Here is a 26,614-nt window from a genome sequence, read left to right on the forward strand (position 1 = left end):
CTCGGCTCGATGGGATCGGCGGGTCACGCCGTTCCTCATGGTCATGCCCTTCTTCGCGCTCTTCACGGTGTTCGGGCTGTTCCCGCTGCTCTACACGCTCTGGGTGTCGCTGCACGACTGGCAGTTGATCAACGGCGACGAAGGTTTCGTCGCGCTGGACAACTACTTCGAGCTTTTCGGCGACCCCAAGTTCTACAACGCGCTCGGCAACACGCTCACGTTGCTGCTGCTGGCCACGGTGCCGCAGATCGTGCTCGCGCTCGGCATCGCCGCCCTGCTCGACCGTCCGCTGCGTGCCAAGACCTTCTGGCGGTCGGCGGTCCTGTTGCCGAACGTGGTTTCGGTGGCCGCGGTCGCCTTGGTGTTCGGGCAGCTGTTCGGACGCGATTTCGGCGTCGTCAACTGGCTGCTCGGCCTCGTCGGTGCGCCACGGCTCGACTGGCACGCACAAGGCTGGTCCGCTCAGGTGGCGATCGCGCTGATCGTCGTCTGGCGCTGGGCGGGCTACAACGCGCTGCTCTACCTGGCGGCGATGCAGAGCGTTCCCGCCGAACTGTACGAGGCCGCGGAGCTCGACGGGGCCTCCCGGCTGCGGCAGTTCTTCTCCGTCACGCTGCCGGCGATCCGTCCGACGATCCTGTTCACCGCGATCGTCTCGGCCATCGGCGGAATGCAGCTGTTCGTCGAACCGCAGTTGTTCGACACCAACGGCGTGGCGGGCACCGGCGGCGACGACCGGCAGTTCCAGACCATCGTGATGTACCTGTACGAGAAGGGGTTCGGGCAGTTCGACGCCGGCTACGCGGCCGCGATCGCGTGGGTGGTGTTTCTCGTCTGCGCCGCGCTCGCGGCGGCCTGCGTCGTCCTCGCCCGCCGGCTCCCCGGGAGGTCGTGATGGTGGAACGACGCCGTCGGCCCGGCTTCCTCGTCTACGGTGCGCTGCTGGCGGTCGTGGCCGGCTCGGTCTTCCCGCTCTACTGGTCGTTCGTGGTGTCCACCAAGGACGGTTCCGCGATCGCCGAGCGGACCCCGCCCCTGGTCCCGGGTGGCCATCTCTTCGACAACGTGCGCGAGGTCTTCGACAAGGTCGATTTCTGGCTCGCGATGCAGAACTCGCTGATCGTCTCGGGCACGTTGACGGTGTCCAACGTGCTGCTGGCGAGCCTCGCCGGGTTCGCCTTCGCCAGATTGCGGTTCCGGGGCCGCGACACCCTGTTCCTCCTTCTGATCGGTACCGTGATGGTGCCCGCACAGCTGGGGATCATCCCGTTGTACATGGTGGTGAGCGAACTCGGCTGGTACGGCGAACTGCCGGCGGTGATAGTCCCGGGCCTGGTGAGCGCGTTCAGCGTGTTCTGGATGCGCCAGGCCTGCGAGGAAGCCATCCCCGCCGAACTGCTCGACGCGGCCACCATGGACGGTTGCTCGATACTGCGGGCCTACTGGCATGTCGCGTTGCCCGCGATCCGGCCTCAGGCCGCCGTTCTGGCGATGCTCACGTTCATGGCCGCCTGGAACGACTTCTTCTTCCCGCTCGTCGTCCTGGACCCGCATGACAGCCCTACCGTCCAGGTGGCGCTGTCGGCGCTCGCCAGCGGCTACTACACCGACTACGCGCTGATGCTCACCGGCGCCACGCTCGGAGTGATCCCGGTGATCGCTCTGTTCGTCCTGCTGGCGCGTCACGTGGTCCAGGGAGCACTTCGCGGCGTGCCGAGCGCCGATTTCAAGCGATGAGAGGAACGCGATGAACGACGCGCAGCCGTACCGATTCCCGTCCGGTTTCCGTTGGGGGGCGGGGACTTCCGCTTTCCAGATCGAGGGAGGCGTCGCCGAGGACGGGCGTGGCAGATCGGTCTGGGATACCTTCGCCGCGACCGAGGGCAAGATCCACTCCGGGCACACCGCGGACGTGGCCTGTGATCACTTCCATCGCTACGAAGAGGATTTTTCCCTTTTGACCCGGATCGGCGTGCCCTGGTACCGGTTCTCGGTCTCGTGGCCGCGCGTGATGCCCGACGGGCGCACCCTGGAGGCGCGCGGTCTGGGTTTCTACGACCGGATGGTGGACTCCCTGCTGAGCCGCGGGATCACCCCGTCGGTGACGCTCTATCACTGGGATCTGCCGCAGGCACTCGAGGACGAAGGCGGCTGGCCTGCCAGGGACACGGCTTACCGGTTCGCCGACTATGCCGCGCTGGTCCAGGAGCTGCTCGGCGACCGGGTCGATCACTGGACGACGGTCAACGAGCCCTTCTGTGCGGCTTTCCTCGGCTACGGCACCGGTGTGCACGCTCCCGGCCGCACCGACGAGGTGCTCGCGATGCGGGCCGCGCACCACCTGATGCTCGCCCACGGCCTGGCCATGAAGGCGCTGCGGGCAGGCGCTCGGCAAGAGCAGGAGTTCGGTCTGGCGCTCAACTTCGCCCCGGCGCTCGCCGACGTCGACGACGAGCGGCATCGTGAAGCCAGGCGCAAGTTCGACGGCCTGCACAACCGCTTCTTCCTGGACCCCGCCCTGGGAAGGGGCTATCCGGAGGACGTCCTGGCCGACTCCCGCCACCTCGACTGGACGTCGGTCGTCCACGACGGTGATCTCGGGACCATCGCCCAGCCGATGGATTGGCTCGGGGTCAACTATTACGCCCCGGCCAGGGTGGTCCCGCTGGAGGACGCCGATGCCGTGAGCAACTGCGGGTTGCCGAGCCTACGTGGGATGGACGTGACTTCGCCGCGAGGACCGCTGACGTCCTTCGGGTGGGAGCAGGCGCCCGGGTCGCTCACGGATCTTCTCGTCTGGCTGCACGAGCACACGGGCGGCCTGCCGACGCAAGTCCTGGAGAACGGCGCGGCTTTCGAGGACCGCGTCGAGGAAGACGGCCGGATCCGCGACGGCGAGCGCGAACGGTACCTCCACGACCACCTGCACGCGGTCCTCGCCGCGATCCGCGCCGGGGCGGACGTGCGCGGCTACGTCGTCTGGTCGCTGCTGGACAACTTCGAATGGTCGCTCGGGTACACGCAGCGGTTCGGCCTGGTCCGGGTCGACTTCGCCGATGGATTGCGCCGGACGGTCAAGGACAGCGCCCGCTACTACGCGCGCGTCATCGAGAAGAACGAGCTACCTGTCTGAGCGGCGTGTCCCCGGACAGCCCGGCGAGCTCGTTGCGCGACGTCAAGCCGAGTTCGGCGAGCACGCGGGTGACATGCGCCTGCACGGTGCGGCGGGGCAGTGCCAGTGCGGTGGCGATCTCCGGGTTCGAGCGGCCTTGTCCCGCCAAGGTCGCGATCACGCGCTCCATCGCGGACAAGGAGGACCAACCCGCCCCGGCGACGGTTCTTTCGGGTCGGCCCGGAACGATGCCGTACGTCCGTAACCGCTGTTCGAGTGCCCCGACGTCCCATTGCGCGCCGAAACGGTCCAGCCCGGCGACTGCGTCGTCCGCAGCGGCCTGCGCCTCGTCCCGTCTGCCGTTCGCGGCGAGCAGAACCGCGGTATCGCCCAGTGCCGAGGCCAGTTCGACCCGCCGACCGACCTTGTCGTAGTGGTCGACGGCCTGGAGCAGAGGCTCCGGATCGCCGAAGACGAGGGCTTCGCACCATCGCACGGCGGCGGTCGCTCTTGCGGGTATGACCTCCTTCGCGGCTTCTTCCCGGCAAACGTCGAGAGCCTTGGCGGCGATCGGGTCGCTGCCCTGCGCCAGAGCCAGCCGGATGAGCCACGGAAGCCATTGATGACGCAGCATCATCGCGGCGTACGTGGGATCCATGATGGGGCTGAGGAGGGCGACCGCCTGGTCCGGATCGCCTCGCTGTTCCGCCTGTTGAGAGCGGGCGACCAGGAGAAAGTCGCAGCTCTCCCGCTCGGAGCCGGTGACCGGGATGTGCTCCTCGGCGGCGTAGAGATGGGCCGCGGCCTGTTCGGCTTCGCCACGGCGGCCGTGGATCAGACCGGCGACGCCGTGCAGCAGCAGCGCGGCCGCGCCCGGCTCGCGGTGGCCGTGGAAGGTGATCGCCGGCCCGTCCTCGGTGACGGTGTCCAGCTCCGCCAGCGCGTCGTCCCATTCGCCGGTCCAATAGTCGTGCACGGCCGAAGAGACCTGCAGCCCGTGGGGAAGCGAGTACTTCGCCGCCGCGCGCTGAGCGGTGCGCAGCGTCGTCCGCGCCTCGTCCAGCCGATCGAGGTTCTGCAGAGTGAAGAGGCGGTTGTCGAGCAAGTCGAAGTAGAACCCCGCGTGCTCTTGATGTCCTTCGACGGCCTCGATGGCGTGCTCGACATGGCGCAGCGCACTGCCGTGGTCACGTTCGATCGACTTGACGAGCCAGAGCGTTTGCAGCGCGTGCCCGATCGGATAGGGCTCGCCTACAGCGAGCGCCTGGCTGTAGGACCGCAGGGCCTTCCGGGTGGCTTCTTCGAGATCGTCGAGGGTGCCGCGTTCGAAGTTCGCCAGCAGGGCACGCCGTCGCTCCCGCCAGATAGGTGGGGTTTCCGGGGAATCGTTGCGCTCCAGCAGAGTCGTCGCTGTGTCCGTCTCTCCACGTCGGTGCGCCATCGCCGCCGCGAGATGGCGCATTTCCGCCGCCCGTCCCGGGTCACGGCTGATGAGCATGGCTTCCTGCGCCAAGTCGAAGGGCTCCTGATCGAGCCGGAACAGGACGAGGACGTACGCGGAGAGCAGCACTTCCCGGCGAGGGTCACGGGCCGGGCATTCGTCCAGTACCCGGTGCAGGAGGACGGCGGCGATCGAGGGGGCGCGATTGGCGAGAGACTCGTGGTGATCGGCGAGCCAGCCGATCACCCAGTCGTCGACCGCCGCCGGAACGGCGACGAGTTGCTGGGCGATGTGTTCCACGCCCGAACCGATACCCGCCAGCGCCTCGGCGGCCCGCCGATGCCACTCGGCCCGGATGTCTTCGGGGATCTCGTTGTACAGCGCCCAGCGGAGCATCGGATGCCGGAACGCCAGTTGCGTCCCGGCATCCACGACGATCCGCATTTCCATCACCTGTTCGAAGACGCCGAGCAGTTCGGACGGCATCTTGCCCATCGTGGCGGCCACCTGTGCCAGGCCGAATTCCATTCCCAGCACCGCCGCGCGGCGCACCGTCTCCCTGCTGAGCCCGTCGAGCAGAGCCAATGACCGGGCGACGGCGTCGAGCAGTGACTCCGGCGCTTTCAGGTCAGTGCCTTCTCGAACACGCGCGACGCCCTCGACGACTTCGATCGCGTCTTCCCTCAGCAGGGCGCTCGTCACCTCGCGGAGGTAGAGCGGATTGCCCGAGGCTTTGGCGATGAGCGAGCGCAGTTCCTCGCCGGGACGGGCGCCGATCAGGTCGCCGAGGAGATCTTCGGCGGCGGACACGGCGAGTGGCCCGAGCGTGATCGCTTCCAGCCCGCGAGCCTCCGCCGCCTGACGGGCCTGCACCAGCTCTTCCCGTCGCGGCACGGGCCGGGACGCGGCGATCAGCAGCAGCGGAAGCTGCCGCGTGGCCGCGGAGAGCCGGTTCCACATGAGCACGCTCGCCTCGTCGGCCCACTGGAGGTCGTCGATGACCATCACCAGCGGCGCGGTGGCGCACAGCCGGTCGACGTGCGCGAGAATCCGGTCGGCGGTGGCGGCCACCGGGTCGGTATCGCTCGCCGACGACTCCGACTCGGTGCGCTTCGCGTCCAACCCCAGGCAGTCCAGGACCACCTGCAGCGGGAACAGCTGCTCGAGTTCACTGGCCGCGGCCCAAGCGACGTGGCAGCCATGCTCGCCGATGTCCGCGAGCGCGCAGGTGAGCACTTCGGACTTTCCGATGCCGGGCTCGCCTTCGATCCACACAGTCCGGCCTCGGCCGCCCAGCGCTTCTTCGGCGAGACCTTGGAGGAAGGCGACTTCCTCTTCGCGGCCGTGGCAGACGGGCGAGGTCGTACGGCGGGTCTCCAGGGCGTGGATGACAGGGCCAGGGAGCACCGACAGCGTCTCGACGACGGCCGCGCGCGCGGTGGGCGGGAGCAATTCCGGGTCGTTGGTCAGAATGCGCTGGTGGGTCTCTACGAGCTCCCGGCCCGGTTGGATACCCAACTCGTCGCGGAGGATCCCGTGGGCGGTACGAAAGGCTTCCAGCGCTTCCGTGGTCCGGCCACTGCGGTGCAGGGCGATCATCAGCGACTGCCAAAGCGCCTCGCGCAGCGGATGCTCGCGGACGAGGACGGTCAACTCCGAGACCAGATCCTCGTGGGCCCCCAAGGCCAGCAACCCGGCCGCCCGCATTTCGAGCGCGGCGATCCGTTGTTCGGCCAATCCGGTGCGCAGGGATTCGGCATGGGGACCGGGGACCCCGGTCAGGGCCTCCCCGCTCCACAGAGCCAGGGCGCGGTCCAGCGTTTCGACCGTGTGGGCGGCGTCATTCTCTTGCCAGTGCGCGCGGGCCGTTTCGCGGAGCCTGTCGAACTCTCCGATGTCGAGCGCGGTGGGGGCGAGCCGGAGCCGGTACCCAGCGGAGTCCGACACCAGCAGGCCGTCGGTGGACCAGCGGGTCCGGCTCGGTTCGAGGATCCGGCGCAGTCCCGAGATGTAGGTGTGCACGCTGCCGTTCGCGCTGGCAGGCGCGGCGTCACCCCAAACCGCCTGGATCAGGTCGGCCCGGCTGATCGGCCGTGTCACCGCACGGGTCGCCAGCGCGGCGAACACGGCACGTTGACGGGCTGGTCCCAGCTTGAGTTCGTCGTCGCCCAGCCAGGCACGCAGCGGGCCGAGAGCCTGGACCCTGAAAGGTTCTTCGCTCATCGGCACGCCCGCTCACGTCCGCGGACGAACCGCCGTTTCGCTCTTCGGATGTCAGTGAGCGCACCCAGCTCGCCGTAGCCGTTCAGCGCGACCTGTAATGCCTCTTCGGCCTTGACCGTCTCGCCTTGCCCGACGAGAAGAGCGGCGGCGTCTTCCATGGCCTGTGCCTCGCCGAAGCGGTTTCCCGCCGTCCGCAGGTACTCGGCCGCACCGAACGCGGCCATCGGGTCGTCGGCGAGGACGGCCCGGCATCGGAGCGCGGCCGCTCGGTGCTCCGATGTGTTTTCGCACCGCGACGTCGCCAGTTCCGCCTCCGCGTACTCACCCAGCTCGACCGCGATCCGCACCAGACCGGGCAGCCAGGGGCACGCCACCTCGTCCTCGAACTCCAGCAGGCCCGACAACATGTCGAACGCCACCGCCTGCCTGTCCTCCGCCTCGGCGAGCATCGCGTTGGCCACCAGCATGAAGTCCGTGCCGTCCTGACCCGGACCCCCGGCGGGAGCCGAGGCCCATACGGACATCAGGTGTGTGCGCGCGTCATCCGGCCTGCCTTGGTGGGCGGCGATCAACGCCGTTACGCCGCTGAGCCGTCGCAGGGCGCCGGACCGGTCGAGGGTGTGCCGCGCGAGGGTCAGCCCGCTGCGAAGCCGCCGGGTGAGGTCTTTCTGTGGCGAATCCCAGTGGCCGAGCCAGTAGGACTCCGCAGGGTCGAGGGCCGGCATCGTCCGCTGGGGCGGGATCAGGGTCGGGTGCGGTTCGCCGGCGGGTTTCCCGTCCACCGGCCAGCCACCGGTCTGGACACGCGTGAGCAGGGCTTCGTTGAGAGCACACCAGCCCGAGGATGCCCCTTCGGCCTCGAGCGTCTCCTCGATCCCTTGCCGGGTCTGATCAGCGCCGCCACGGAGAAGACGCGAGAAGGCGAGCAGCCAGCAAATCTCCGCCAGCACCTCGGGGTCCTTCGTCCGGGCGGCTACTTGGCTCGCCTCGGCGGTCAGGTCCCGTTCGAGCCAGAATTTGATGCGCGCCGTCGCGATCCCCAGCTCTTCACGAAGCGCCAAGGGAACCACACCGGAGGTGGTCACCCGCTGGAGCAGCCGCAGCGTCGCCAGAGGTGATCGTGGCGCCAGCTGGTAGACCTCGCGCGCCAGCCAGGTGCAGAACCATTTGTCGACCGGGATCGGGGCGGCGAGCAGCTGGAACGCAACGCGTTCGACAGGGGCGCCGACGTCGGCGAGTGCTTCCGCCAGTTGCCGGTGCAGAGCCAGCCGGATCGCGGTCGGAGTCCTGGCGTAGAGCGCCTCGCGGACTACCGGATGCCTGAAGGTGAGCCTGCCCCGGACCCGGGTCACCAGACCGGCTGCCTCAACCTCGGCGATGACGTGATCGAAGTCCGCCGTCGGCCTCCCCAGCGCCGCCGCGAGGTCGTCGGGTGTGAAGAACCGGTCCAGCAGAGCCGCCCACCGGAGCAATTCCGAGGCCGCGGCGGAGAGGAAGCCGAGACGGCGGCCGATGCTCTCCAAGGCTGGCTGGGGAACGATCGTGCGACCTTCCGCGGTCACCACGCCTGGCGGCTCGTTCCCGCCCAGAGCGCTGACGAGGTCCCGGACGAAGAGCGGATTCCCCGCCGCGCCGCGCGCGAGCTCGACCAGGGCCGGGCTCGGGACGTCGCCGGTCAGTTCGACGAGGAGAAGGTGTGTCTCCTCCTGCGAAAGCGGGGCGAGGTTGTGAACCTGCGTGCCCGTCGCGATGATCTGGGCGCGGACCGCGTCGAGCCGGTGATCGGCGGGTACACGCCTGCTCACACCGAACAGCAGTATCGGAAGCCGCCGGGTCTCGATCGCGAGCCGTCTCCAGGCATCGAGACTGGCCGGGTCCGCCCACTGGAGGTCGTCCATCACGAGGATCAGGGGGCGTTCACGGCACAGGTCCGCGACAAGTTCGACGACGAGGTCGATCGCCGCCGCCACCGCGGTTTCGTCCTCCGCGGCGATGGTGCGGACCGCACGCGCCACTTCACGACGGCGGGCGTCGGCCGAGTTCGCTTTGACGTCGAGGCAGTCGAGCACGACCTGCAGCGGACCGCGCTGCTCCAGCTGATCGGCGCCGGCGGTCGCGGACGCGCAGGCGCCGGCCTGCGCGAGCCCTGCGGTGATCAGTGCGGACTTGCCGATGCCCGGTTCGCCTTCGAGCCAGAACGAGCAGCCCCGGCCCTCGTCCAGCCCGCGCACGGCGGTCCGGATCGACGCCAGTTCGCAGTGCCTGCCGACGATGGACTCCTGTGCTTTGGCACGAGGCGTCCGGGCGACGGTCACCGGCGGTCCGGTCACCTGTCCGTGCCACAGCGCCGGGTCATCGGCGCGGATCTGCTCGTATCGTGCCGTCAGGTCGGTGCCCGGTTCGACACCGAGCTCGTCGATCGTGGCGGAACGGAGCCGCTCGAACGCGCCCAGCGCCTCGTCGCGCTGCCCACAGCGGTAGAGCGTGAGGAGATGGAGGCTCTGCAGGCCCTCTCGAACCGGATACGCGGCGGCGACCGGCGCCAGTTCGGCGAGGACCTTCTGGTGCTCGCCGGCGTCGAGCATGATCTTGGCGCGGCGTTCGACGACCTCCAGCCGCAGTTCCTTCAGCCGTTCACGCTGAGTCTCGGCATAGGGACCCGACAGACCGGCCATGGGCTCGTCCTGGAAGAGCTCGAGAGCGTCGTCCAGGGCGGCGAGCGCGCCGGTGACGTCTTGTCCACGCAGGCACAGCCGAGCCTTTTCGCGGAGATTTTCGAACCGGACGACGTCGATAGCGTCGGCTTCGACCCGAAGGCAGTAGCCGGGTCCACTCGAAGCCAGAACCGTGGCGGCGTCACGCAGCGTGCGGGTGGGGTCGAGGGCGGAGCGCAGGGAGGAGACGTAGGTGTAGATGCTTCCGTTGGCGCTGGCCGGCGCCTTGTCGCCCCAGATCGCGTCGATGAGATCCGAACGCGTGACGACCTGGTTCGCCTGGAACGCCAGAACGGCCAGCAGGGTCCGGCGCTGGGCGGATCCCAGCACTACTTCGTCGCCGCCTCGCCAAGCGCGTACCGGACCGAAGAGGTCAAGTTGCAAGCGCATCTTCGCCTCCGCGGTGTTCGCAGTACCAGATGGGGAATCACTGAGCGCTGATCGATCTGACTGATGGAGCATCCGAATCACCCGAACGGTCTTGCTGGCTTGTCTGGATAATCTGCCGATTACGCCCTGTGCGCGAAACGCTATGCCGAGATACTGTGGTTCGACCCCAGGTTCGCCGGTGAATCCGCAATTTCTTCAGCTTCTGGCCTGGGCTGACGGTCGAAAACGCCGTTGATCGACGGGCTCACCCGTGGACCCGCGGCCGAGTGGTATCGGTGGGTCGAGGTGGCCACGCGGACGGCTGTGCTCACTCGTGTGCGAATGCCGGGATTCAGGGGCCGGTTCGGGCACCCACCGCGTCCAGGAGCGCGTCACCGTCGAAGAGCGCTTCGCCAGGGATCGGTTCACGTACCCAGGCGACGCCGTGTACCGGAAGCGGGCCATGGGGGAGGGGGATGTCCGTTCCCTCGCTGAACACCCATACTCCGCTGGTCGGGGCCCGTCGCTGCTCCGGTGGGGTGACAAGGAAGGCCCACCACCGTTCCTTGTCGCCGCGCAGGCTCACCACTCCGCCGCGTGCTCCCGACGAATCCAGCATCGAGAGCAGCGCCGCACCGCGGCCCGCAGGTATGGCCACGGCGAGCAAGTCGGGCTGGAGGGAGAGTACGACTTCGGCATGGGTGGTCCTGACGGGCCAGCCGAAGTCGCTCCAGTAGCGCAAGGCGGCGTCGCGGATGTCCCTGGCGGGTCCGGCCAAAGAGAGTGCGGAACTCGTCATGGTGGGCACACCTTTCTCGTGTGGGTCCGGCCGGTGGACTGGAGTGAGAAGTAGGTAACCCGCTCGGTCTTCAGACTTTCTTAATGTCGCGGGGACGAGGAGAAGAGAGGTGCCTCCGACCGAGAATGCCCGTCTCGAACGGAAGGTGGCCCTGAGTCAATGGTGAAATGCCGACTCCACTCGATCGGGTGATAAGGGCGGGGATATCGACCATGACCATGTCGCTGCCTTTCCTCGTGAGGCGCCAATTCGCCGGTTGATCACGGGCGGGATGCTCGCGACGCGAGGAGACTGAACCTGGCGGCGCGAAGGCAAAGGTGTGGTGTCGGACACAGGTCCGGTCCTGCGTCGGACATCGAGTCCGTTGATGCTCGGCCGTCATGGCGCACCGATCGCCGGATTGCTCTCCGGTGGTGCGGTTCGCGCTCGACGAGGGTTTCGGTCGCAAGATGGACGCGGCCTGTTCGAGCGGAATGCCGGCCCTCCCGTTTTCGGATGGGTGGCGAGGCCGGTCGGCTGCCCTGGCGCTGCGAGTGAACACGGAGCATGCGTCGCGCCATGAGCGGTTTGCGATCTCGGCCGGCGCTTGCGGGAAAGGTGTGACCCGGTCCGGTAATGGAGGTGGTTGCCGGGCGGTGCGCCGAGGTGATCTTCGGGAATGGAGTGGACGAGACCATGGTGCCGAACGGGTCAGGCGCTGCGGCCTGTATCGAGCGCGCGATCGAATTCCCTCGTCTCGCTTCTGTCCGATGATTCCGTTTGTTTCGGTGAACGCATGAGGAGACGAAAATCCCCGACGGGAAATGTTCGGTACCGGCGGGTTCGTACGGGTGGCCGGTGGTCCGTCACGGTCTCGGCGATCGACTCGGGTGGTGAAGTGTGCTCGGGAAACCTCGGTCACGCCGAAGGAATGCCGGGCTCAGCGCTGTTTGAGCCGTGGCGCGCTGGGCGGCCGGCCTGTCGGCTTCCGCCGGAAGCCTCATGACGCATACGCGGCCGCTGGATAATTATTGTGTCGGCATAAGAGGCGACCGCGTTCGGGTGAACGATTCACGATTTAGGTTGACCCAACGTGTTCGTCTTCTCGGGGTGTTCCTTGCTCTGTTATCCTGAAATAATATTAGTGGTGCGGTCGGCTCATCGATCTCGGGAAGCAGCAAACGTCGCCCCTGGACGAGGGTTCGAAGCAGGCTGTCACATCGACATCAATGAGAGTGAGTCATCGTGAGATCAGAGGGGTTCGGCAATCGGTTTGCGGAAAGCAAGCGGATTTCGCCGGTGGGCGGCGCCCCGTCCAGGTCCTTGGGTGTCCTGCTGCCACACCTGGAACTGGCCAGTCTGCTGGATCGGTATGTCGATCGGCTGGTGCGGGTCACTTCCAGAGGACATGACGTACAGGTCGAAGAGCAGCGCGTGGATCTCATGGTCGGTCTGACGAAAGCCGCCGAGGCCCTTCGTGCGGCCGAGCGCTGTGATCACGAAGGCGCGGAGCTGTTGCTTCGATCGGCGCTCGACCTCATGCAGGGAGTCGACCTGTACCGATTCGCATTGTCCGATCGTTAGCATCCGCGCCGGGACTGAACCAAGAACCCGTTGGGCAGGTGATCGGTGCCGAAGGCTCACGCCCCAGGGTGTCGCTGGCGCGGCTCTGCCCGCTCGGGGGAAGGCCGATCTCGCAGTCGACGTCGTCGAGGGAGAACGGCACCGTCTCGCCGGATCAGATGATGCCCGCCTGCATGGCGTAGGCGACCGCGTGCGGCCGGTTGCGCAGGTTGAGCCTGCTGGTCAGTTCGTAGATCACGTTCTTGACGGTGCGCTCGGAGTAGCACAGCTTTTCGGCGATCTCACCGGTGTCCCAGCCATCGGCCATGAGCCGGAGGACGTCGACTTCCCGCGAGGTCAGACCGGCGGCGCTCAACCCCCGCGGGGAGAGCACGTCGTGCTGCAGCCGGCGCACGCTGTCGAGCAGCTTGCCCAGCAGGTCCGGGGGCAACAGGCCGCGTCCCGAACCCGCCGCCACGATGGCCTCGATCAGCCGGTCACCAGACGTGCGGCTCCTGGGGAGAACCGCGACCACGCGGCACTCGACAGCGCTGAGGACGTCGTTCTCCCGCAGGTCGCCGACCAGCAAAACCTTGGGAACCATCGCGAGGTCACCCTGGCGGAGGCTCGCAACGATCTGTGGAGTCATCCGGTCCGCCTGGACCAAGAGCACGTCCTGCTCGGTCACCATGTCGACATCGATCACCGCCACCTCGGAGCGCGTCCGTAGGAAGCTCGCCAATCCGGTCTGCGTGATCGAATCCGTGGCTTGGACGGCTACCCGTATCGGTTCCATTTCGACCCTCCACCATGGCCGCGACCTTCATCGGGGCGCCGGCCGTAACTCGAGCACCTGTGCAACTACTTCACAGCGACGCCGGCTTCCGGCGTGGCTGGTCAGATCAATCCCACCCGCATGGCATAGGCGACCGCCTGCGAACGGGTGTTGAGCCTCAGCCGGTTCATCAGCCCGTACAGCACGTTCTTGACCGTTCCTTCGGAGTAGGTGAGCTTTTTCGCGATCTCGTCGGTCTGGTAGCCCTCGGCGATCAGCTGGAGGACATCACGTTCGCGCGTTTCGAAGCCGAAGAGCGTCAAGCCGGCCGGCGCCAGCACCTGGAACCTGAGCTGGGTGAGCTGGTCGAGAAGAATGCCCTGCAGCCGGTGCGGCATCAGCGCGGCGCCGCGGCTCACCGCGAGTACCGCCGAAGCCAAGGAGCCTTCTTTGAGCTCGTTACGGGCGAGCAACGCCGTCACTCCGCACTCGACGGCGACCAGCAGGTCTTCCGCACGGAACCGATCGGCGACGATCACGGCGCGCGGTGCCGACGTGACACCGGTGCCCTGGAACTGACGCAGGAACGCGAAGGTACTGCTCCCCACCACTCCGTCCACGACCACCAAGGCGACATCGGGAGTTTCCGTTCGGGTGTCCATCAGCAGCCGGAACTGCTCGCCGGCACCCAGCATGGCCTTCACTCCGGCCTCGGTGAACTCGTCACTCGCGTGCACCAGGACTTTAACCGCAGCCACGGTACGAACTCCTCTCCCGTCCATCTCGGGACGTGAAGAAGAGTGACGGCGACTACTTAATAATCGCTCTATTACCCTTCGCGACCTTGATCGTCACGCTGTGCCGGGAGCGAAAATCCGCAGGTCGTTTCGTTGCCCCTGCTCGTCGGGTGCCTGGTGAGAAGCCTAGACCGCTGATCAACGCCTTCGCCGCTCCGAGACGCAGGCGAGGGATCTTCGGAGCTTCTTCTTGCCTCGAAGACTCTGACGACCCCTTCAGTAGTTACGGAGTGTGATCGTTGCTGTTGGCTTCCCGCATCACCCGATGGCCCGTGGGCCGTGCCGTCGCGCTGAGGGGCGGCACGGCCCACGGGGACTGTCATCCGGTCAGTCCGCGTCGTCATGCACCCCGGCGAGTTCGTGCCGCTTGCGTCGGCTGGTGAACCAGCCCACGATCAGGGCGGCCGCGATGAGCGGCAGGCACAGCAGGGTCACCCGTCCCGCGCCTTCGTCGAACCACATCAGCACAAGCACGGACGCGAGGAAGGCGAGGGTGACGTACTGTGTCACCGGCGTCCACGGCAGCCGGTAACCCGGCCGTTTGACCAGGCCCGCCTTCGAGCGCTTCACGAAGACGAGGTGACAGATGATGATCAAGCTCCAGGTGGCGACGATCGCGACCGCGGAGAAGTTGAGAATGATCTCGAACGCGCTGGCCGGGACCAGGTAGTTCAGCCCGACACCGAGCACGCATACGCCACCGGTGAGCAGGATGCCGCCATAGGGCACCTGACTCTTGTTCATCACGCCGGTGAATCCGGGGGCGGAACCGGTCTTCGCCATCGAACGCAGGATGCGGCCGGTGGCGTAGAGGCCCGAGTTCAGGCTGGACAGGGCGGCCGTGAGCACGACGAGGTTCATCACGTCGCCGGCGGCGGGGACGCCGATGCTGGACAGGACGGTGACGAACGGGCTTTCGCCGGCGCGGTACTCGTCCGATGGCAGCAGCATGGACAGAAGCACGACTGAGCCGACGTAGAACACGCCGATCCGCCACATGATCGAGTTGATCGCCTTCGGCATCACCTTGGCCGGCTCGGCGGTCTCACCCGCGGTGACACCGACGAGCTCCACCGCCGCGTAAGCGAACACCACACCCTGGACGACCAGCACCAGCGGCAGGAGACCGTGCGGCATGATGCCGCCGCCATCCGCGATCAGTTGTGGTCCTGGGGTATGTCCGTCGACCGGCGTACCGGTGACCAGCAGGAAGATCGCGATCGCCATGAACACCACCACGGCGCCGACCTTGATGATGGCGAACCAGAACTCCATCTCGCCGAAGATCTTCACCGAGACGAGGTTCAGCGCCAGCACGACGGCCAGCATGATCAAGGCAAGGATCCATTGGGGAATGGAAGAGAACATCGCCCAGTAATGCGCGTAGATCGCGATCGCGGTGATGTCGGCGATACCGGTTGTCGCCCAGTTCAGGAAATACATCCACCCGGCGACGAAGGCGCCTTTTTCGCCCAGGAATTCCCGTGCGTAGGAGACGAAAGCGCCTGATGAGGGGCGGTGCAGTACCAGCTCGCCGAGGGCGCGGACCACGAAAAAGGCGAACACGCCACAGATGGCGTAGACGATCGCGAGGGCGGGACCCGCCGAGTTCAGCCGACCGCCGGCGCCCAGGAACAGACCTGTGCCGATGGCGCCACCGATCGCCATCATGCTGATATGCCTTGGCTTCAAAGACTTGCTGTAGCCCTCATCGCCGGCGTCGTGGGACACGCCTGCAGTGGCCACTTCCTCTGTTTCTGAAGGTCGCATCAGGATTTCAGCCTCATGTCCTGTGATGGCGGACGGCCACGCCCCCCACAGAGCTTCGAAGGCGTCAAGCCGGCGAGCGCGTCAGTGGGCTCGCGAGGGGAACTGTGCTGACGGCGAGAGTTCCGGTCAATGGAAGCTGCACTCAGTTTGAACTTCTGGACAACAGACGGCGCTATTCCGGGAACCACTTGAACTACTGTTGAGTTCGATTTAAGGAAGATTTGATGTGGGCATAGTGAGCCAGATCGCATTCCGGGAGTTTTGGGGAAATCCGCGCGAGGTCAGGTCGATTGTCGTGAGTTCGCCACGGCGGCGCCGGGATGTGACGCCCGGCACAGCGGCCGGCACGGCCGAAAGGCGCATTTCGCGCGCACACGATTCGTCCGATGTCGTGCACTCGTCTTCCATCCGCCGTCCGGCTTGTTCGCGGAGGGCACGTTTGAAGGTGGCTCTCGGCGTGGCCGAGGCCACCGGGCGGATACGGAAAGGTGCTCGGCCGGGATGACGCCCGGTTCGTGGCCGGGAGTCATCTCGGTGGGAAGACCACAGGCGCCTGCTCAGTGTCTTCTGCCCGTGGTCGTCGCGCGATCGGAAGGCCTGCCGGCCTGCACGGTCGTCGCTCTCCTCTGTCCGAAGATGCCCGGCGCGGCGCGGATGAAGAATTCGTTGAGTCCCGCTTGCTGAAATCAACGGCATTCCAGAGAAGCCGAGGTCGGAGGGATTGCGAAATGGCGCGACGACGTGGCGGACTGGTGGGGCGCAGAGCGGAACTCGCGACCATCGTCCAGGACCGTTGTGCCGCCGGCCCGACCGTGGTGTCCGGTCTTCCGGGCGCCGGTAAGTCGGCGTTGCTGGACGAGGTGCGCCGGACGCTGGTCGACAGCGGGGCCCCGGTGCTCAGCGTGTCCTTTCCCGCGGAACGGCCGGAGTGGGACCTGTTCGGTTTCCGGTCCGTGCTCGCGGCGATCCGCGAGCAGTACGAGCAGTTCGCAACCGATCCCCGCCTTCCGGAGTCCCTCGAACGCGTGAGTACTTCGTGCACGAAAGAGGCCTACGCCGATCCGTGGTCGCGCTTTTGCCTGCTGCACGCCATGAGCACGCTGTTCACCCGTCTTGAGACGACCGCGCAGGTCACGGTCGTGCTGGACGGGATCGACCACCTTCCTGATCCCGTGCTCGCCGTGGCGCCGATGCACCGTGCGGGCCACCGGGTCATCGCTTCGTATCGCACGCCGCGGCCCGGCCGGCCGGACCCGTTCCGCGGGACACAGGGCCGGACGATCGAGCTGGGCCCGCTCTCCTCGGATGAGGCCTCCACCCTGTTGCGGCGCGCGACGGGCATGCGGGTCACGCCGGCCCTGGAGCAGGCCGTCCAGCGGGCACTGGGACCACTGTGGGGGCATCCTGCCTCGATGATCTCGACGGTGAGCGAGTTGCGTCGCGGCGAGAAGCTCGAAGTCGTCGACGGTCTCGCCCACCTGCGTGCGGGGGAAGCGCCCATCGCGGTGCCGGCCGGCCACCCTTTCTCCGAGGTGATCGAAAGCTTCGGGGAGATCGGAAGCCGCGTGGTACTGCTCGCGGCGAGCACTCCCGGGTTCCTTCTCGAAGAGACTTCTTATCTCGAAGACGGTGATCAGGCGGGCAGGATCGCGGGCCGGGCGACCGACGCGCTGATCCAGGCCGGGTTGCTGGACTGCGATCCGGACGGCCGGATCCGGTGCCGGGTGCCCGGGATCGGGGCGGCGATGGAGCAGGGTGGGCTGGACGTGCGAAAGCTGCACCGCACTGTCGCCGAAGGCATGCTGGACGCAGGCAAGGTGACGGGACCGTACCGGCAACCGCTCGCGAGTCACATCGCCGCCGCGGGAAGCGAAATGCCGGTTTGCGGGGACTACGTCGGCCTCCTTCGCTCCTCGGAGTCCGCTCTTGCCGCCGATTCCGTGGAGCGCACCGCGTATCTTCATGCGATCTGGTGGCACACCGGCCGCACACCCGACCGGGCCGGCCGTCAAACCGAGCTCTTCCGTCACCTGGTTCGCACCGCCGACTACGCGACGCTGGAGGGGTTCACCCACGAGGCGCTGGCCGACCGCCCGGGAGCGGGCGAACGCGCCGAACTCGCGGTGGCTGCGGTCCTGTCCGCCGTGCACCTCGGGCGGCCGGTGCCCCAGCAGGTGCGGGACATGCTGGTGGGTGACGAAGTGACGTTGAATTTCGCCGACCGGTGGTTCGCCGGCCGACGGATCGTGCCGGAGGACGTGGAGTTGTCCCTCCTGCCGATCTGGCGTCAGGTCAGCTTCGCGGCGTCCCACCCGGGCCGGCGCGGCGATTTTCCCTACGAAGAAGTCACCGAAGCCTGCGCCGTTCGCGATCTCGTGCCGGTGTTCCGTGCGGTGCTCGGCCGGGACTACCGGACTCCGTCGGCCGGGCCGGTGGCCGCGCACCACCGCGCGCGGATCGCGTACGCGGAGGGTGACTGGACCGACGTGCTGGACGCGGTGTACGAACTCGAAGCACACGCTTCAGTGGACGAGCTGGTCCGCGAACACACCCGTCTGCTCGCGGCCGAAGTGTTCGGGCGTCGGAACGAAATCCGCCGCGCGGCCGACTGGCTGGCCAAGGTGCCCGAGAACGGCCACCTTCCCCTGCTGCGGGCTTGGGTGGAGATCGGAGCATCCCCGGAGACCGGGGACGACCGCGAGGCTTTCGAGTCCGGTTGGCGTGCCCTGCAAACCCACTTCGAGTCCGACGACGAGGTCGGTGCCGCGCGGCTGTTCCTCCGGCTCGCCCGCCACGAAAAGAGGGATTCCATGCTCGACGAGGTCGTCGACGCCGCGGAGAAATGGTTCGCCGGTAAGGGATCTTCGTATACCTGCAAGATGGTCGCCCTGATACGTTCCCAGCCGAATGGCGAGGAGACGAAAACCGCCTCCACGGAAAGGGTACTGGCCGAGATCGGCCGGCTTCCCGCCGATCGCCGGTCGAAGAAGGCCGGCGGCGGGGAAGCGCCCGGTCGCGAACCGCTGACGGAAATCGAAACAGGGATTCTCGAACTGGTACGCACCGGTCGGACGAACCGGCAGATCGCCCGTGCGGTCCGGATCAGCGAGAAGACGGTCGAGAAGCATCTGACGAGATTGTTCGCCAAAGCGGGTTGCCGCACCAGGTATGGCTTGGCGACGTCGAATCTGGGGCGACGAGCAGATGCCGTCGGTGCCTGAGGAGTCCGGCTGCCGCCGGAGCCGGACTCCCGCCGAGGACGCCGGACGGGAGCTGCCGCCCCGCCACTCGATCCATCGCCACCGAGCGGACTTCACGCTGAGGTCCCACCGCGGCGAAGCGATCGCGATCGAGACGAACCTGTCCTACGACACCAGGGATCCGCTGGCGGTCACCCTGTCCTTCCAACGCGACGGGGGCCAACCGGCCGAGTGGGTGCTCGGGCGTGACCTCCTCGTCGAAGGCCTGGTGTTCCCGGTGGGTGACGGAGACGTCCGGATTCATCCGGACGACGAAGATCCCGGACTCGTGTGGATTCATCTTGAAGTCCCCGCCGGGCGGGCGGAACTGACCGGCTGCTGTCGTCAATTGGCGGCGTTCATCGGGTGTACGGCCGCGGTGGTGCCCTTCGGCCGGGAAATGGAGTGGATGGAGATCGACGCGTCGATCGCGCGGCTGTTCACCGAAGACTGTGATGACCTTCCCGAACCCTGACCTCGAAAGGCGAACCCGATGCCGGTCCTCAAACTGCCACGCCTCGGCCGACGGAAGTCACAGGTGGCGTGCGTGCGCATCGGCACGTCACTGGTCGTGCACAGACCGGATGCGATCACCGCACCGGCCCGGGAACTGGCCTTGTCGGTGCCGGCCGATCCGGAGTACGTCGTTGTCATCGTGGACCAGCCTGACACCGGAGGCTCTTTTCTCGGGGAGGCCGTCGGGACTGCTCTCGGCGAGGAGGTACGACCTGTTCGGCTGATTCCCTCGCAGGATGCCGGGGCCATCAGCCTCGCCACCGCGCAGAAGCTCGCGGATCGGATCGGCCGGACGGTGGTCTACCCCGACGGCGTGGTGCTCGCGAACGCGTCCGGCCTGTGTTTCCTGCCTCCTTTCGAAGGCAACGGCTGGGTCGCTTGCGGGCCGGGCAGGGAACCGGCTCGGCTGGGCAGGCGTTTCCCCGAACCGGAGTGGGAAGGCCCCGCCACCACCGACGCCCAGCGGGCAGGGCAGGCCACGGTCGTCGAACCGCTGCCCGCCGGAGTCTGGCTGCGTCCCGACGGTCCACCGCGGTGGCTGGAGGCCGACCGCGCGAAGCTGTCCCGATGGCTCACCATGCGTCCCCGTGACCTGACTGTCGTACTCGGCGGACATGGGATACCTCCGCTCGCGCTGGACGACGTCGCCGAGTGGTGGGCCGTCGTGCCCCCGGAAACCCGCGCGAAGACTCGTTTTCTGAGCTTCGGGGACGTCCGGATCCCTTCGCGCACCGCGCTCGGGCACGCACTGGCGGACGCCCTCGGCGAAGAGATCGTGCTGTACGGCGGTCTCCCGGTGGGAACATCCGAGGCACCCAAATTCCTCACCCTGCGCGAGGACGGCTCACACGGCTTGCGGACCTTCGCCGAGGAGATCGCCTTCTCGCCACGGCGTGGCTCGGCGAAGGCCGCCGCACCGCAGATCCGCCGGGGCCGCCTGCCGTTCAAGGGCTTGATCGAGGTCGGGCCCGGGGTTTACCAGTACGAAGGGGATGCGGTCGTCGAGGTCGTTCAGGCCGGCCTGTGGCTCCGCACCATCCGTGAGCCCGGGAGGGCGACCGAAGTCCGAACGATGCCGTGCGACCCGGGGTCCATCGTGGTCTTCCACGACCCCGCCGTCGACGGGCACGACGCGCTCGTCGCCAAGCTGCTCGACCGGCTGGACAGCTCGACCCGGGCAGGGGCGAAGCTCTTCCCCGTCCCCGCGGCGCCGGAAACACGGCGGGCGGAGCTTCCGTTCGCGGCCGATCTCACCGCGCCGCTCACGCCGTTGCCGCGGCTTTCCCGGCTCCTGCGCGAGCATCTGAAGGAGACCGCGGTCGCGGAACCCGCGGCGGCGGAGGCGCCTTATCTTCCGGTGGAACTCGGCGGCCAAGATACGGAGCCGGCCGAAGCGGATCCCGTTCCGGTGCGGGAGCCGGAGGTCGAGCTGCGGCCGCAACACGAACCCGTGGCCGTCCAGGCCACGCCGCGACCGGAACTGCGTGCGTGGCCACTCATCCCCGGCTTCGCCCCTGACCAGGAGCTCGTCCGTGCGGGCCGAGAGGAGGCTTTCGACAGGCTGTCGGAACAGGTCTTGGGGATCTGGCGTCGCTTCTCACCGAATCGTCCCATGTCGGACGGTGGCCTTGCCGAGGCGGTGGCCGCCGGGCTGTACCTGGCCGGCGACGATCCCGACGTCGATGGGGGATTGCGTGCGGGTGCGGAGGGCCCGCACGTGGATTTCGCCCGTTGTGTGGCCGCGGGTCTGCAGAAGCTGCCGGTGCATCGCAACGTCGCGGCGACGGTCGTGAGCCCCGCGCCGGGGGTGTGGGAACTGCTCCGTGGCAATCCCGTGTTGCGGGAGTGGGGCTTCCTCAACCTGCTCACCGTGCCGGAGGAGGCAGCGGATGGTTCGACGGACCTGGTCGTCTGGTCGGTCACCGGGCGGCTGACCGCGCTGATCGAGCCGAAGGACAAAGGCCTTTCACATCGGGTGGTCTTCCTGCCCGGCACGGTCTTCAAGGTGATCGAGGTCGTCGAGCCCACCGAGAAGGAGCGAGGACGTATCTTGATGCGCGAACTGGTCGAGTCGGAAGCCGGGGAAGGTGGCGGTGCCGCGGCCAAGGCCCGGGACGATCTCATCCGGTCGTCGTTGCGGCGGTTCACTCGCCGCTCGGACAGGGCGAAGTCACGGCGACCGGGTGAGGCCAGGATCGTGCGCCTGGGCAGGGTCCCCGGAATCGCGGACCCGCCCAGCCGAAGGAACGAGCTTTGACCAGGCGGGACCCGGATCCAGGGTCCCGGCAAAGTCGTCTATCCGCTGGTCAAGTGGGTGACAGAGGGGCTCGTCACCCACTTGACCTCTTCTCAACTGTCCACAGAGGATACTTTCGAGGTGAACGTGCCCGATTCGGGCGTTTTGCGAAGGGGTCGTGAGTGTTTTTGGTTGTTAGAACGACCAAAAANAGGAGAGCACGACCGCGGCCGCGACGATGATCGACACCCACTGTTAGAACGACCAAAAACACTCACGACCCCCATCGAAAACCGCACTAATATGTATCAAACGGACATTTGCCTGTCGGTTGGTGTCCTTTGTGGACATCATCCGGTCAAGTCAAGCCTCCTGTCGTCTGCCCCGTCCGGAGATCGAGTCCGAACCGCCTGGAGTGACACCGACCAGCGCTTATCCGACTTTGCCGGAGCCCTGGACCCGGATCGGGAGCCTGCGCGGAGCGGGCCGGACGGCACAGCGAAACGAGCATCGGGCCGAACGACCTCCAGGTGCTCGCCGTGACGGCGCAGGGATGTCGCTCATGCGCCGAGTACGGCACCGCTTAGTGGCCTGGTGCGACGGCTTCCGGCTGAAGCTCCCAGGTAAAGAGTGATCGGCCGGGGACCAGGCTGCCTACAGAATGGGAACCAGAATGGACCTCAGTTCGCCTCGTCCGGAGATCGCGAGCTTGCGGTAGATGTTGGAAAGATGGAATTCCACCGTAGATGTGGTCAGGTGCAAGCGCTTGGCAATCTCTCCGTTACTCAGCCCCGCCTGGGCGAGGTTCGCGACCTTGCGTTCTTTCGCGGACACCTTCGCGGTATCACCGGTCTCGGACCATCGTCGCATCGTGTCGTCGGCGCGCTCGATCCACGATTCGTTGCCTGTTGCCACCGCTGTTTCCCGGAAGTCACGCAGGGCGAGCTGGACTTCGTCGTGACGACCTTCGATTTTGAGTTTGACGGCGAGTTCGTATTGAGCCTGCATCAGAGTGCTCCGCGCGCCACTTCGGGCCAGCACATCGATCGCTTTTTTCAAGAGGTCGATGTCCCTTCCCCCGATGTCCACGAGGCCGACGGCGCGCAAAGCGGTGCCGATCGCGCGAGCGGTCCCCCAGCGTCGTGAGCTGCTGAGTTCGTCCTCGGCCAGGGGGAGAGCGACGGTTGCGCGCCCGGTCGCGGCGGCGCTGAGGGCCGCCCTTGATCGCCACGGGATGACGGCGGGATTGGTGACGCCCCATCTGGCGAGTTCCCGGCCGCACGCGATGAAGTCGTCGTAGGCCGATTCCGGGTTTCCGATCGCCATGCTGAGAAGACCGCGCGCCGCCAGCACTTCGGCACGATCGAAGACGGCTTCCAGACTGCCGCTGAGGGAGTGTCTGCGCAGCAGGTCGTCCGCGCGATCGAGCTCGCCGAGCTCGACCAGCGCTTCGATGGCCCAGGCCACCGCGACCTCGGTGAACTGGTCCGGGCCGCCCTGGGTGACGAAGGGGACGAGCAGCTTGGCGGCGGTGACAGGGTCACCGTTGACAGCCGCGACCCGAGCCCGCAACACGGGCACCGCAGTGGATTTCGCCCACCCCGAGCGCGTCGTCGCGCGGTCGAGGTGGAACTGAGCCGCCTCACCCTCGTCGAGATAGACGAGGGTGAGGATGGAGTACCAGAAGCTGCCGACATCGCGCCAGTTGAAAGACTTCAGTGCCCGGTGTGCGAGTTCGGCCGCCAGCTGGGGTTCCGTTCCGTGATTCACCAGCAGCATCGCTTGAGTGGCGCTCAGGCGTTCCGGTGGAACCGGGTGCCCATGCCTGGCGGAATGCTGGATACCGGGCCGGGGACTGCCTGCCACGTAGACCAGCCCACCCAGGTCTGGTCCGACGATGTCGGGGGAGGCACACGAGAGGACCTGGCGCAAGGTACCCAGCGCGGCTTCGCCGGCTTCGCTCCACCGGCCCAGTTCGCCCAACCTCGCCCGCTCGATTCGTGCGGCCTCCAGGGCTTCGAGAGCGGCTGCGGCATCATGCGGCTGGTCCAGTTCGGTCATCCCGGTCACCGTCCTCTCCACTCGTTCGTACACCGGACGGCGTGATCACGCCGTCCGGATGGTCACCTCGGGTCGTTCCCTGCTCGTGACGGAGGGTGACCTTACTTGCATCGTACTTTCTCTGGCTCCTCCGGAACCCCAGGAGCCATGTCCTGAACGTCTCACCTGCTCCGTTGCGCTTTCGAACGCGCCGCTCGGGGATGGTTCCCGGGCTCACCGATGACCGGTGATCGACTCGATGATCCGTGCTCGTACCTCGCCCACGCTGACGACCGTACCTCCGTCGGGACGGCCGAACGCGTGTCGGCTCGCTCGCGGTGAGTGCGGCGTCCTGGCCCGTGGCAGCGCGGGACTCCACCTCAGGCACCCTCGGGTCTTCCGGCCCCCCGGCGCCCCGCTCTCGGTGCCGAGGGCAGGACGCACCAGGTGGTTTCGTCTGAGTTGTTGCCCGAAGTTCCCCAGCGTCGCCGCCCTTCGTGTGTTCGATCGGGTTTGACGCCATCGTCGAATAAAGAATTCGTTGAGGCATCAGTGATGCTCTTGAGTTCTGCACTCGGGACAGGTCGAACGATGGTCGAGGAGGAAGCCGGAACGTGGGCCAAAACGTCATCATGGTCACGCAGACGCCGGGGCACGGTTACCGGCGCATCGGCGACGCGGTGGCCGGCGCCCCTGAGGGCGCCCTGATCGTGGTGGCGCCCGGCCGGTACAGCGAGAACATCGTGCTGTCCAAGCCGGTGACCATCACCGCCGAAGAGGGCATCGGGACGGTGACCATCCTGACCGGATCCGGCGTCGCGGTCTCGGCGGCCACCTCGTCCGCCGCCTTGTCCGGCATCTCGGTCGTGTCCACCGACAAGGACAACCCGGCCGTCTTCGTGGCGCAAGGGCAACTGAGTCTCACCGAATGCGCTCTGGAGGGATCGGGCTGGTCCTCGGTCTTCGCCTCCGGCGAAGGCCAGATCCTGATGCGCGGTTGCGAAATACGCAATGGCGCCGGGGCCGGAGTGGTGGTCACCGCCGCCGACGGGGGAGTGCTCGAGTCCTGCCGGTTCAACGACCTGGGCACCTCCGCCGTGGTCGTCGCCGACGACGGCGCGCTGATGATGCGTTCCTGCACTGTCGACAAGGCCGCGGGCAACGGCATCTGCCTCAACGGCCGCGGCGCGCTGACCGTGGAGGACACCACCATCACCGGTACGGGCAAGCCCGCGGTCGCCGTCGAACAGCAAGCGGCGATGAAGGCCAAGCGGCTGTCCGTCTCTTCCGGGGACGGGATCGGGTTCTACCTGGCCAGCACCGGCAGCGTCCACCTCGACGACTGCTCCGTCGAGCACGTCGGCGCCGAGGGCATCTTCGTGGCCGAGGGCTGCAAGCCGGAACTGCGCGGCTGCCGCGTCCGGGCCACCGGTTTCCGGGGTGTCCACTTCGCCGCTCGCTCGGGCGGAAAGATGACCAACTGCGAGGTCGCGGACGTGGATGGCATCGGGGTCCAGGTGACCGAACGTTCCACGCCGGAATTCGACCAGCTTTCCGTCGCCGGGAGCAAACGTTCCGGCATCCGGGTGTCCGAAGCCGCGGATCCGTTCTTCCGCCGGTTGCGGGTGCTCGGCTCGGACGGCGCCGGCATCGAGGTCGACGAGGGCGGCCGCGGAACGATGGAGAACGTCGAGATCGAGGGCGGCGAAGTCGGACTGCGCGTCTTGGGCGGTTCCCGGCTGACGGCGAACGGGCTGAGCGTGCGGAACACCAGGTCCGCCGGGGTCGAGGTCGTCGACGCCGCGCTGGCGCTGGCGGACAGTGCGATCACCGGTTCGGGTGGTGACGGTATCCAGGCCGGTGCCGGCGCGAATCTGTCGGTTCTTCGTTGCCGCGTGCACGACAGCGGCGGTATGGGCTGCCAGTTCGCCGAAGGCGCGTCCGGCAGCGTCACCGAATCCGAATTCTCCGGCGGCAAGGCCGACGGCATCCGGCTCGAGACCAAAGAAGCGGTGCGGGTCTCGTCCTGCACGGTGCGGGACAACCACGGCAGCGGTGTGCGGCAGACCAGGCCCGGCACGGCGATCGAGGTGCTGGACCTGATCACCAGCGGAAACCTCCGTCCCGACGCCTTCGGGACGTCCGCCTCGGCCGAAGCGGCGGGTCCCGGGCCCGCCACCGCGCCCGCTCGCCCCAAGTCCGCCGGCGACCCCTTGGAGGAACTGCAGGCGCTCGTCGGCCTGGACGGGGTCAAACGCGAGGTGACATCGCTGATCAACCTCAACAAGATGGCCAAACGGCGGCAGGACGCGGGTCTGTCGGCGCCGCCGATGGCCCGTCACCTGGTGTTCGCGGGTGCCCCGGGAACCGGTAAGACCACGGTCGCACGCCTCTACGGGCAGGTTCTCGCACAACTCGGTGTACTGCGAGAGGGGCATCTGGTCGAGGTGGCCAGGGCCGATCTGGTCGCCCAGATCATCGGCGGCACCGCGATCAAGACCACGGAGGCCTTCACCACCGCACTCGGCGGCGTGCTGTTCATCGACGAGGCGTACACCTTGAGCTCGGGTTCGGGCGGTAACGGGCCCGACTTCGGCCGCGAAGCCATCGACACCCTGGTCAAGCTGATGGAAGATCACCGCGACGACGTCGTCGTGATCGCCGCGGGCTACTCCAACGAGATGGCGAAATTCCTCGAATCCAACCCCGGTATGGAATCGAGGTTCAGCCGCACCATCGAGTTCGCCAACTACACGGCGGACGAACTCGTCACCATCGTCCGGACCCAATGCGCCAAGCACGACTACCGCCTCGACGAGGAGGCCGCGGACAGCCTCCTTGGTTACTTCGAGGCGATTCCGAAGGACGGCACCTTCGGCAACGGCCGGACCGCGCGACGGGTGTTCGAGCGCATGACGGACAGGCAGGCCTCACGCCTCGCGGAAGCTCCCGAGGTGACCGCGGCCGACCTCACGCTTCTGACGGCGGACGACCTGGAAACAGGTGCTCGATGACCCACGTGCTCGAGGGATCCTCCCCGT

The 26,614-nt window shown here is 67.3% G+C and carries 15 protein-coding genes; 7 read left to right on the top strand and 8 right to left on the bottom strand.

From position 1 onward, the window contains the following. The first annotated feature begins 37 nt into the window (after positions 1–37). From LCL61_RS18120 to LCL61_RS18130, 3 genes are read left to right on the top strand one after another with little or no spacing between them, the layout of a single operon-like run. The gene (locus LCL61_RS18120; protein WP_340687911.1) at positions 38–895 is read left to right on the top strand and encodes a sugar ABC transporter permease; all 858 of its coding nucleotides are present in this window, start codon (positions 38–40) and stop codon (positions 893–895) included. Continuing rightward, positions 895–1,737: a carbohydrate ABC transporter permease gene (locus tag LCL61_RS18125; RefSeq protein ID WP_016335797.1), complete on the top strand. Its 843-nt coding sequence runs from the start codon at positions 895–897 to the stop codon at positions 1,735–1,737. The genes LCL61_RS18120 and LCL61_RS18125 overlap by 1 nt, the downstream gene beginning before the upstream one ends. Positions 1,738–1,747: 10 nt before the next feature. Next, positions 1,748–3,133 carry a GH1 family beta-glucosidase gene (locus tag LCL61_RS18130; RefSeq protein WP_340687912.1) on the top strand — a complete coding sequence of 462 codons (1,386 nt, stop codon included), beginning with the start codon at positions 1,748–1,750 and terminating at the stop codon, positions 3,131–3,133. On the opposite strand, the gene LCL61_RS18135 is transcribed toward LCL61_RS18130, so the two are convergent. From LCL61_RS18135 to LCL61_RS18165, 7 genes are all read right to left on the bottom strand, one after another. Then, on the bottom strand, positions 3,105–6,776 hold the full coding sequence (locus LCL61_RS18135) for a BTAD domain-containing putative transcriptional regulator (protein ID WP_340687913.1): 3,672 nt from the start codon (positions 6,774–6,776) through the stop codon (positions 3,105–3,107). The two genes, LCL61_RS18130 and LCL61_RS18135, sit on opposite strands and share 29 nt — an antisense overlap. Continuing rightward, the gene (locus LCL61_RS18140; protein WP_340687914.1) at positions 6,773–9,880 is read right to left on the bottom strand and encodes a BTAD domain-containing putative transcriptional regulator; all 3,108 of its coding nucleotides are present in this window, start codon (positions 9,878–9,880) and stop codon (positions 6,773–6,775) included. The genes LCL61_RS18135 and LCL61_RS18140 overlap by 4 nt, the downstream gene beginning before the upstream one ends. A gap of 331 nt (positions 9,881–10,211) precedes the next feature. Next, on the bottom strand, positions 10,212–10,658 hold the full coding sequence (locus LCL61_RS18145; protein WP_340687915.1) for a hypothetical protein: 447 nt from the start codon (positions 10,656–10,658) through the stop codon (positions 10,212–10,214). Positions 10,659–11,888: 1,230 nt separating this feature from the next. Continuing rightward, positions 11,889–12,224 (bottom strand): hypothetical protein, encoded by a 336-nt coding sequence (locus LCL61_RS18150; protein ID WP_340687916.1) that lies wholly within the window; start codon positions 12,222–12,224, stop codon positions 11,889–11,891. Positions 12,225–12,375: 151 nt separating this feature from the next. After that, the gene (locus LCL61_RS18155) at positions 12,376–12,996 is read right to left on the bottom strand and encodes a response regulator transcription factor (protein WP_340687917.1); all 621 of its coding nucleotides are present in this window, start codon (positions 12,994–12,996) and stop codon (positions 12,376–12,378) included. A 101-nt stretch (positions 12,997–13,097) separates the two neighbouring features. Further along, positions 13,098–13,733 carry a helix-turn-helix transcriptional regulator gene (locus tag LCL61_RS18160; RefSeq protein ID WP_016335790.1) on the bottom strand — a complete coding sequence of 212 codons (636 nt, stop codon included), beginning with the start codon at positions 13,731–13,733 and terminating at the stop codon, positions 13,098–13,100. Between the two features lie 366 nt (positions 13,734–14,099). Then, on the bottom strand, positions 14,100–15,542 hold the full coding sequence (locus tag LCL61_RS18165; protein ID WP_425342013.1) for an amino acid permease: 1,443 nt from the start codon (positions 15,540–15,542) through the stop codon (positions 14,100–14,102). A gap of 728 nt (positions 15,543–16,270) precedes the next feature. Here LCL61_RS18165 and LCL61_RS18170 point away from each other — a divergent pair. From LCL61_RS18170 to LCL61_RS18180, 3 genes are all read left to right on the top strand, one after another. After that, positions 16,271–18,763 (top strand): helix-turn-helix transcriptional regulator, encoded by a 2,493-nt coding sequence (locus tag LCL61_RS18170; protein ID WP_340687919.1) that lies wholly within the window; start codon positions 16,271–16,273, stop codon positions 18,761–18,763. After that, positions 18,747–19,256: an SsgA family sporulation/cell division regulator gene (locus tag LCL61_RS18175; protein WP_340687920.1), complete on the top strand. Its 510-nt coding sequence runs from the start codon at positions 18,747–18,749 to the stop codon at positions 19,254–19,256. Before LCL61_RS18170 ends, LCL61_RS18175 begins: the two co-directional genes overlap by 17 nt. Positions 19,257–19,328: 72 nt before the next feature. After that, a complete protein-coding gene (locus LCL61_RS18180; RefSeq protein ID WP_340687921.1) occupies positions 19,329–21,554 on the top strand; it encodes a hypothetical protein in 2,226 nt (741 codons plus the stop codon). Between the two features lie 633 nt (positions 21,555–22,187). On the opposite strand, the gene LCL61_RS18185 is transcribed toward LCL61_RS18180, so the two are convergent. Then, positions 22,188–23,594 carry a helix-turn-helix transcriptional regulator gene (locus tag LCL61_RS18185; RefSeq protein ID WP_340687922.1) on the bottom strand — a complete coding sequence of 469 codons (1,407 nt, stop codon included), beginning with the start codon at positions 23,592–23,594 and terminating at the stop codon, positions 22,188–22,190. A gap of 593 nt (positions 23,595–24,187) precedes the next feature. Here LCL61_RS18185 and LCL61_RS18190 point away from each other — a divergent pair. Then, positions 24,188–26,587: a right-handed parallel beta-helix repeat-containing protein gene (locus LCL61_RS18190; RefSeq protein ID WP_340687923.1), complete on the top strand. Its 2,400-nt coding sequence runs from the start codon at positions 24,188–24,190 to the stop codon at positions 26,585–26,587. The last annotated feature ends 27 nt before the right edge of the window (positions 26,588–26,614 follow it).

The organism is Amycolatopsis coloradensis (assembly GCF_037997115.1).
Classification (GTDB): domain Bacteria; phylum Actinomycetota; class Actinomycetes; order Mycobacteriales; family Pseudonocardiaceae; genus Amycolatopsis; species Amycolatopsis coloradensis_A.

Coding starts and splice junctions, on each gene's coding strand:
- LCL61_RS18140 (WP_340687914.1), bottom strand. CDS start 9,880: ATGCGCTTGCAACTTGACCTCTTCGGTCCGGTACGCGCTTGGCGAGGC.
- LCL61_RS18185 (WP_340687922.1), bottom strand. CDS start 23,594: ATGACCGAACTGGACCAGCCGCATGATGCCGCAGCCGCTCTCGAAGCC.
- LCL61_RS18125 (WP_016335797.1), top strand. CDS start 895: ATGGTGGAACGACGCCGTCGGCCCGGCTTCCTCGTCTACGGTGCGCTG.
- LCL61_RS18165 (WP_425342013.1), bottom strand. CDS start 15,542: ATGCGACCTTCAGAAACAGAGGAAGTGGCCACTGCAGGCGTGTCCCAC.
- LCL61_RS18135 (WP_340687913.1), bottom strand. CDS start 6,776: ATGAGCGAAGAACCTTTCAGGGTCCAGGCTCTCGGCCCGCTGCGTGCC.
- LCL61_RS18145 (WP_340687915.1), bottom strand. CDS start 10,658: ATGACGAGTTCCGCACTCTCTTTGGCCGGACCCGCCAGGGACATCCGC.
- LCL61_RS18150 (WP_340687916.1), bottom strand. CDS start 12,224: ATGCTAACGATCGGACAATGCGAATCGGTACAGGTCGACTCCCTGCAT.
- LCL61_RS18175 (WP_340687920.1), top strand. CDS start 18,747: ATGCCGTCGGTGCCTGAGGAGTCCGGCTGCCGCCGGAGCCGGACTCCC.
- LCL61_RS18130 (WP_340687912.1), top strand. CDS start 1,748: ATGAACGACGCGCAGCCGTACCGATTCCCGTCCGGTTTCCGTTGGGGG.
- LCL61_RS18170 (WP_340687919.1), top strand. CDS start 16,271: ATGGCGCGACGACGTGGCGGACTGGTGGGGCGCAGAGCGGAACTCGCG.
- LCL61_RS18120 (WP_340687911.1), top strand. CDS start 38: ATGGTCATGCCCTTCTTCGCGCTCTTCACGGTGTTCGGGCTGTTCCCG.
- LCL61_RS18155 (WP_340687917.1), bottom strand. CDS start 12,996: ATGGAACCGATACGGGTAGCCGTCCAAGCCACGGATTCGATCACGCAG.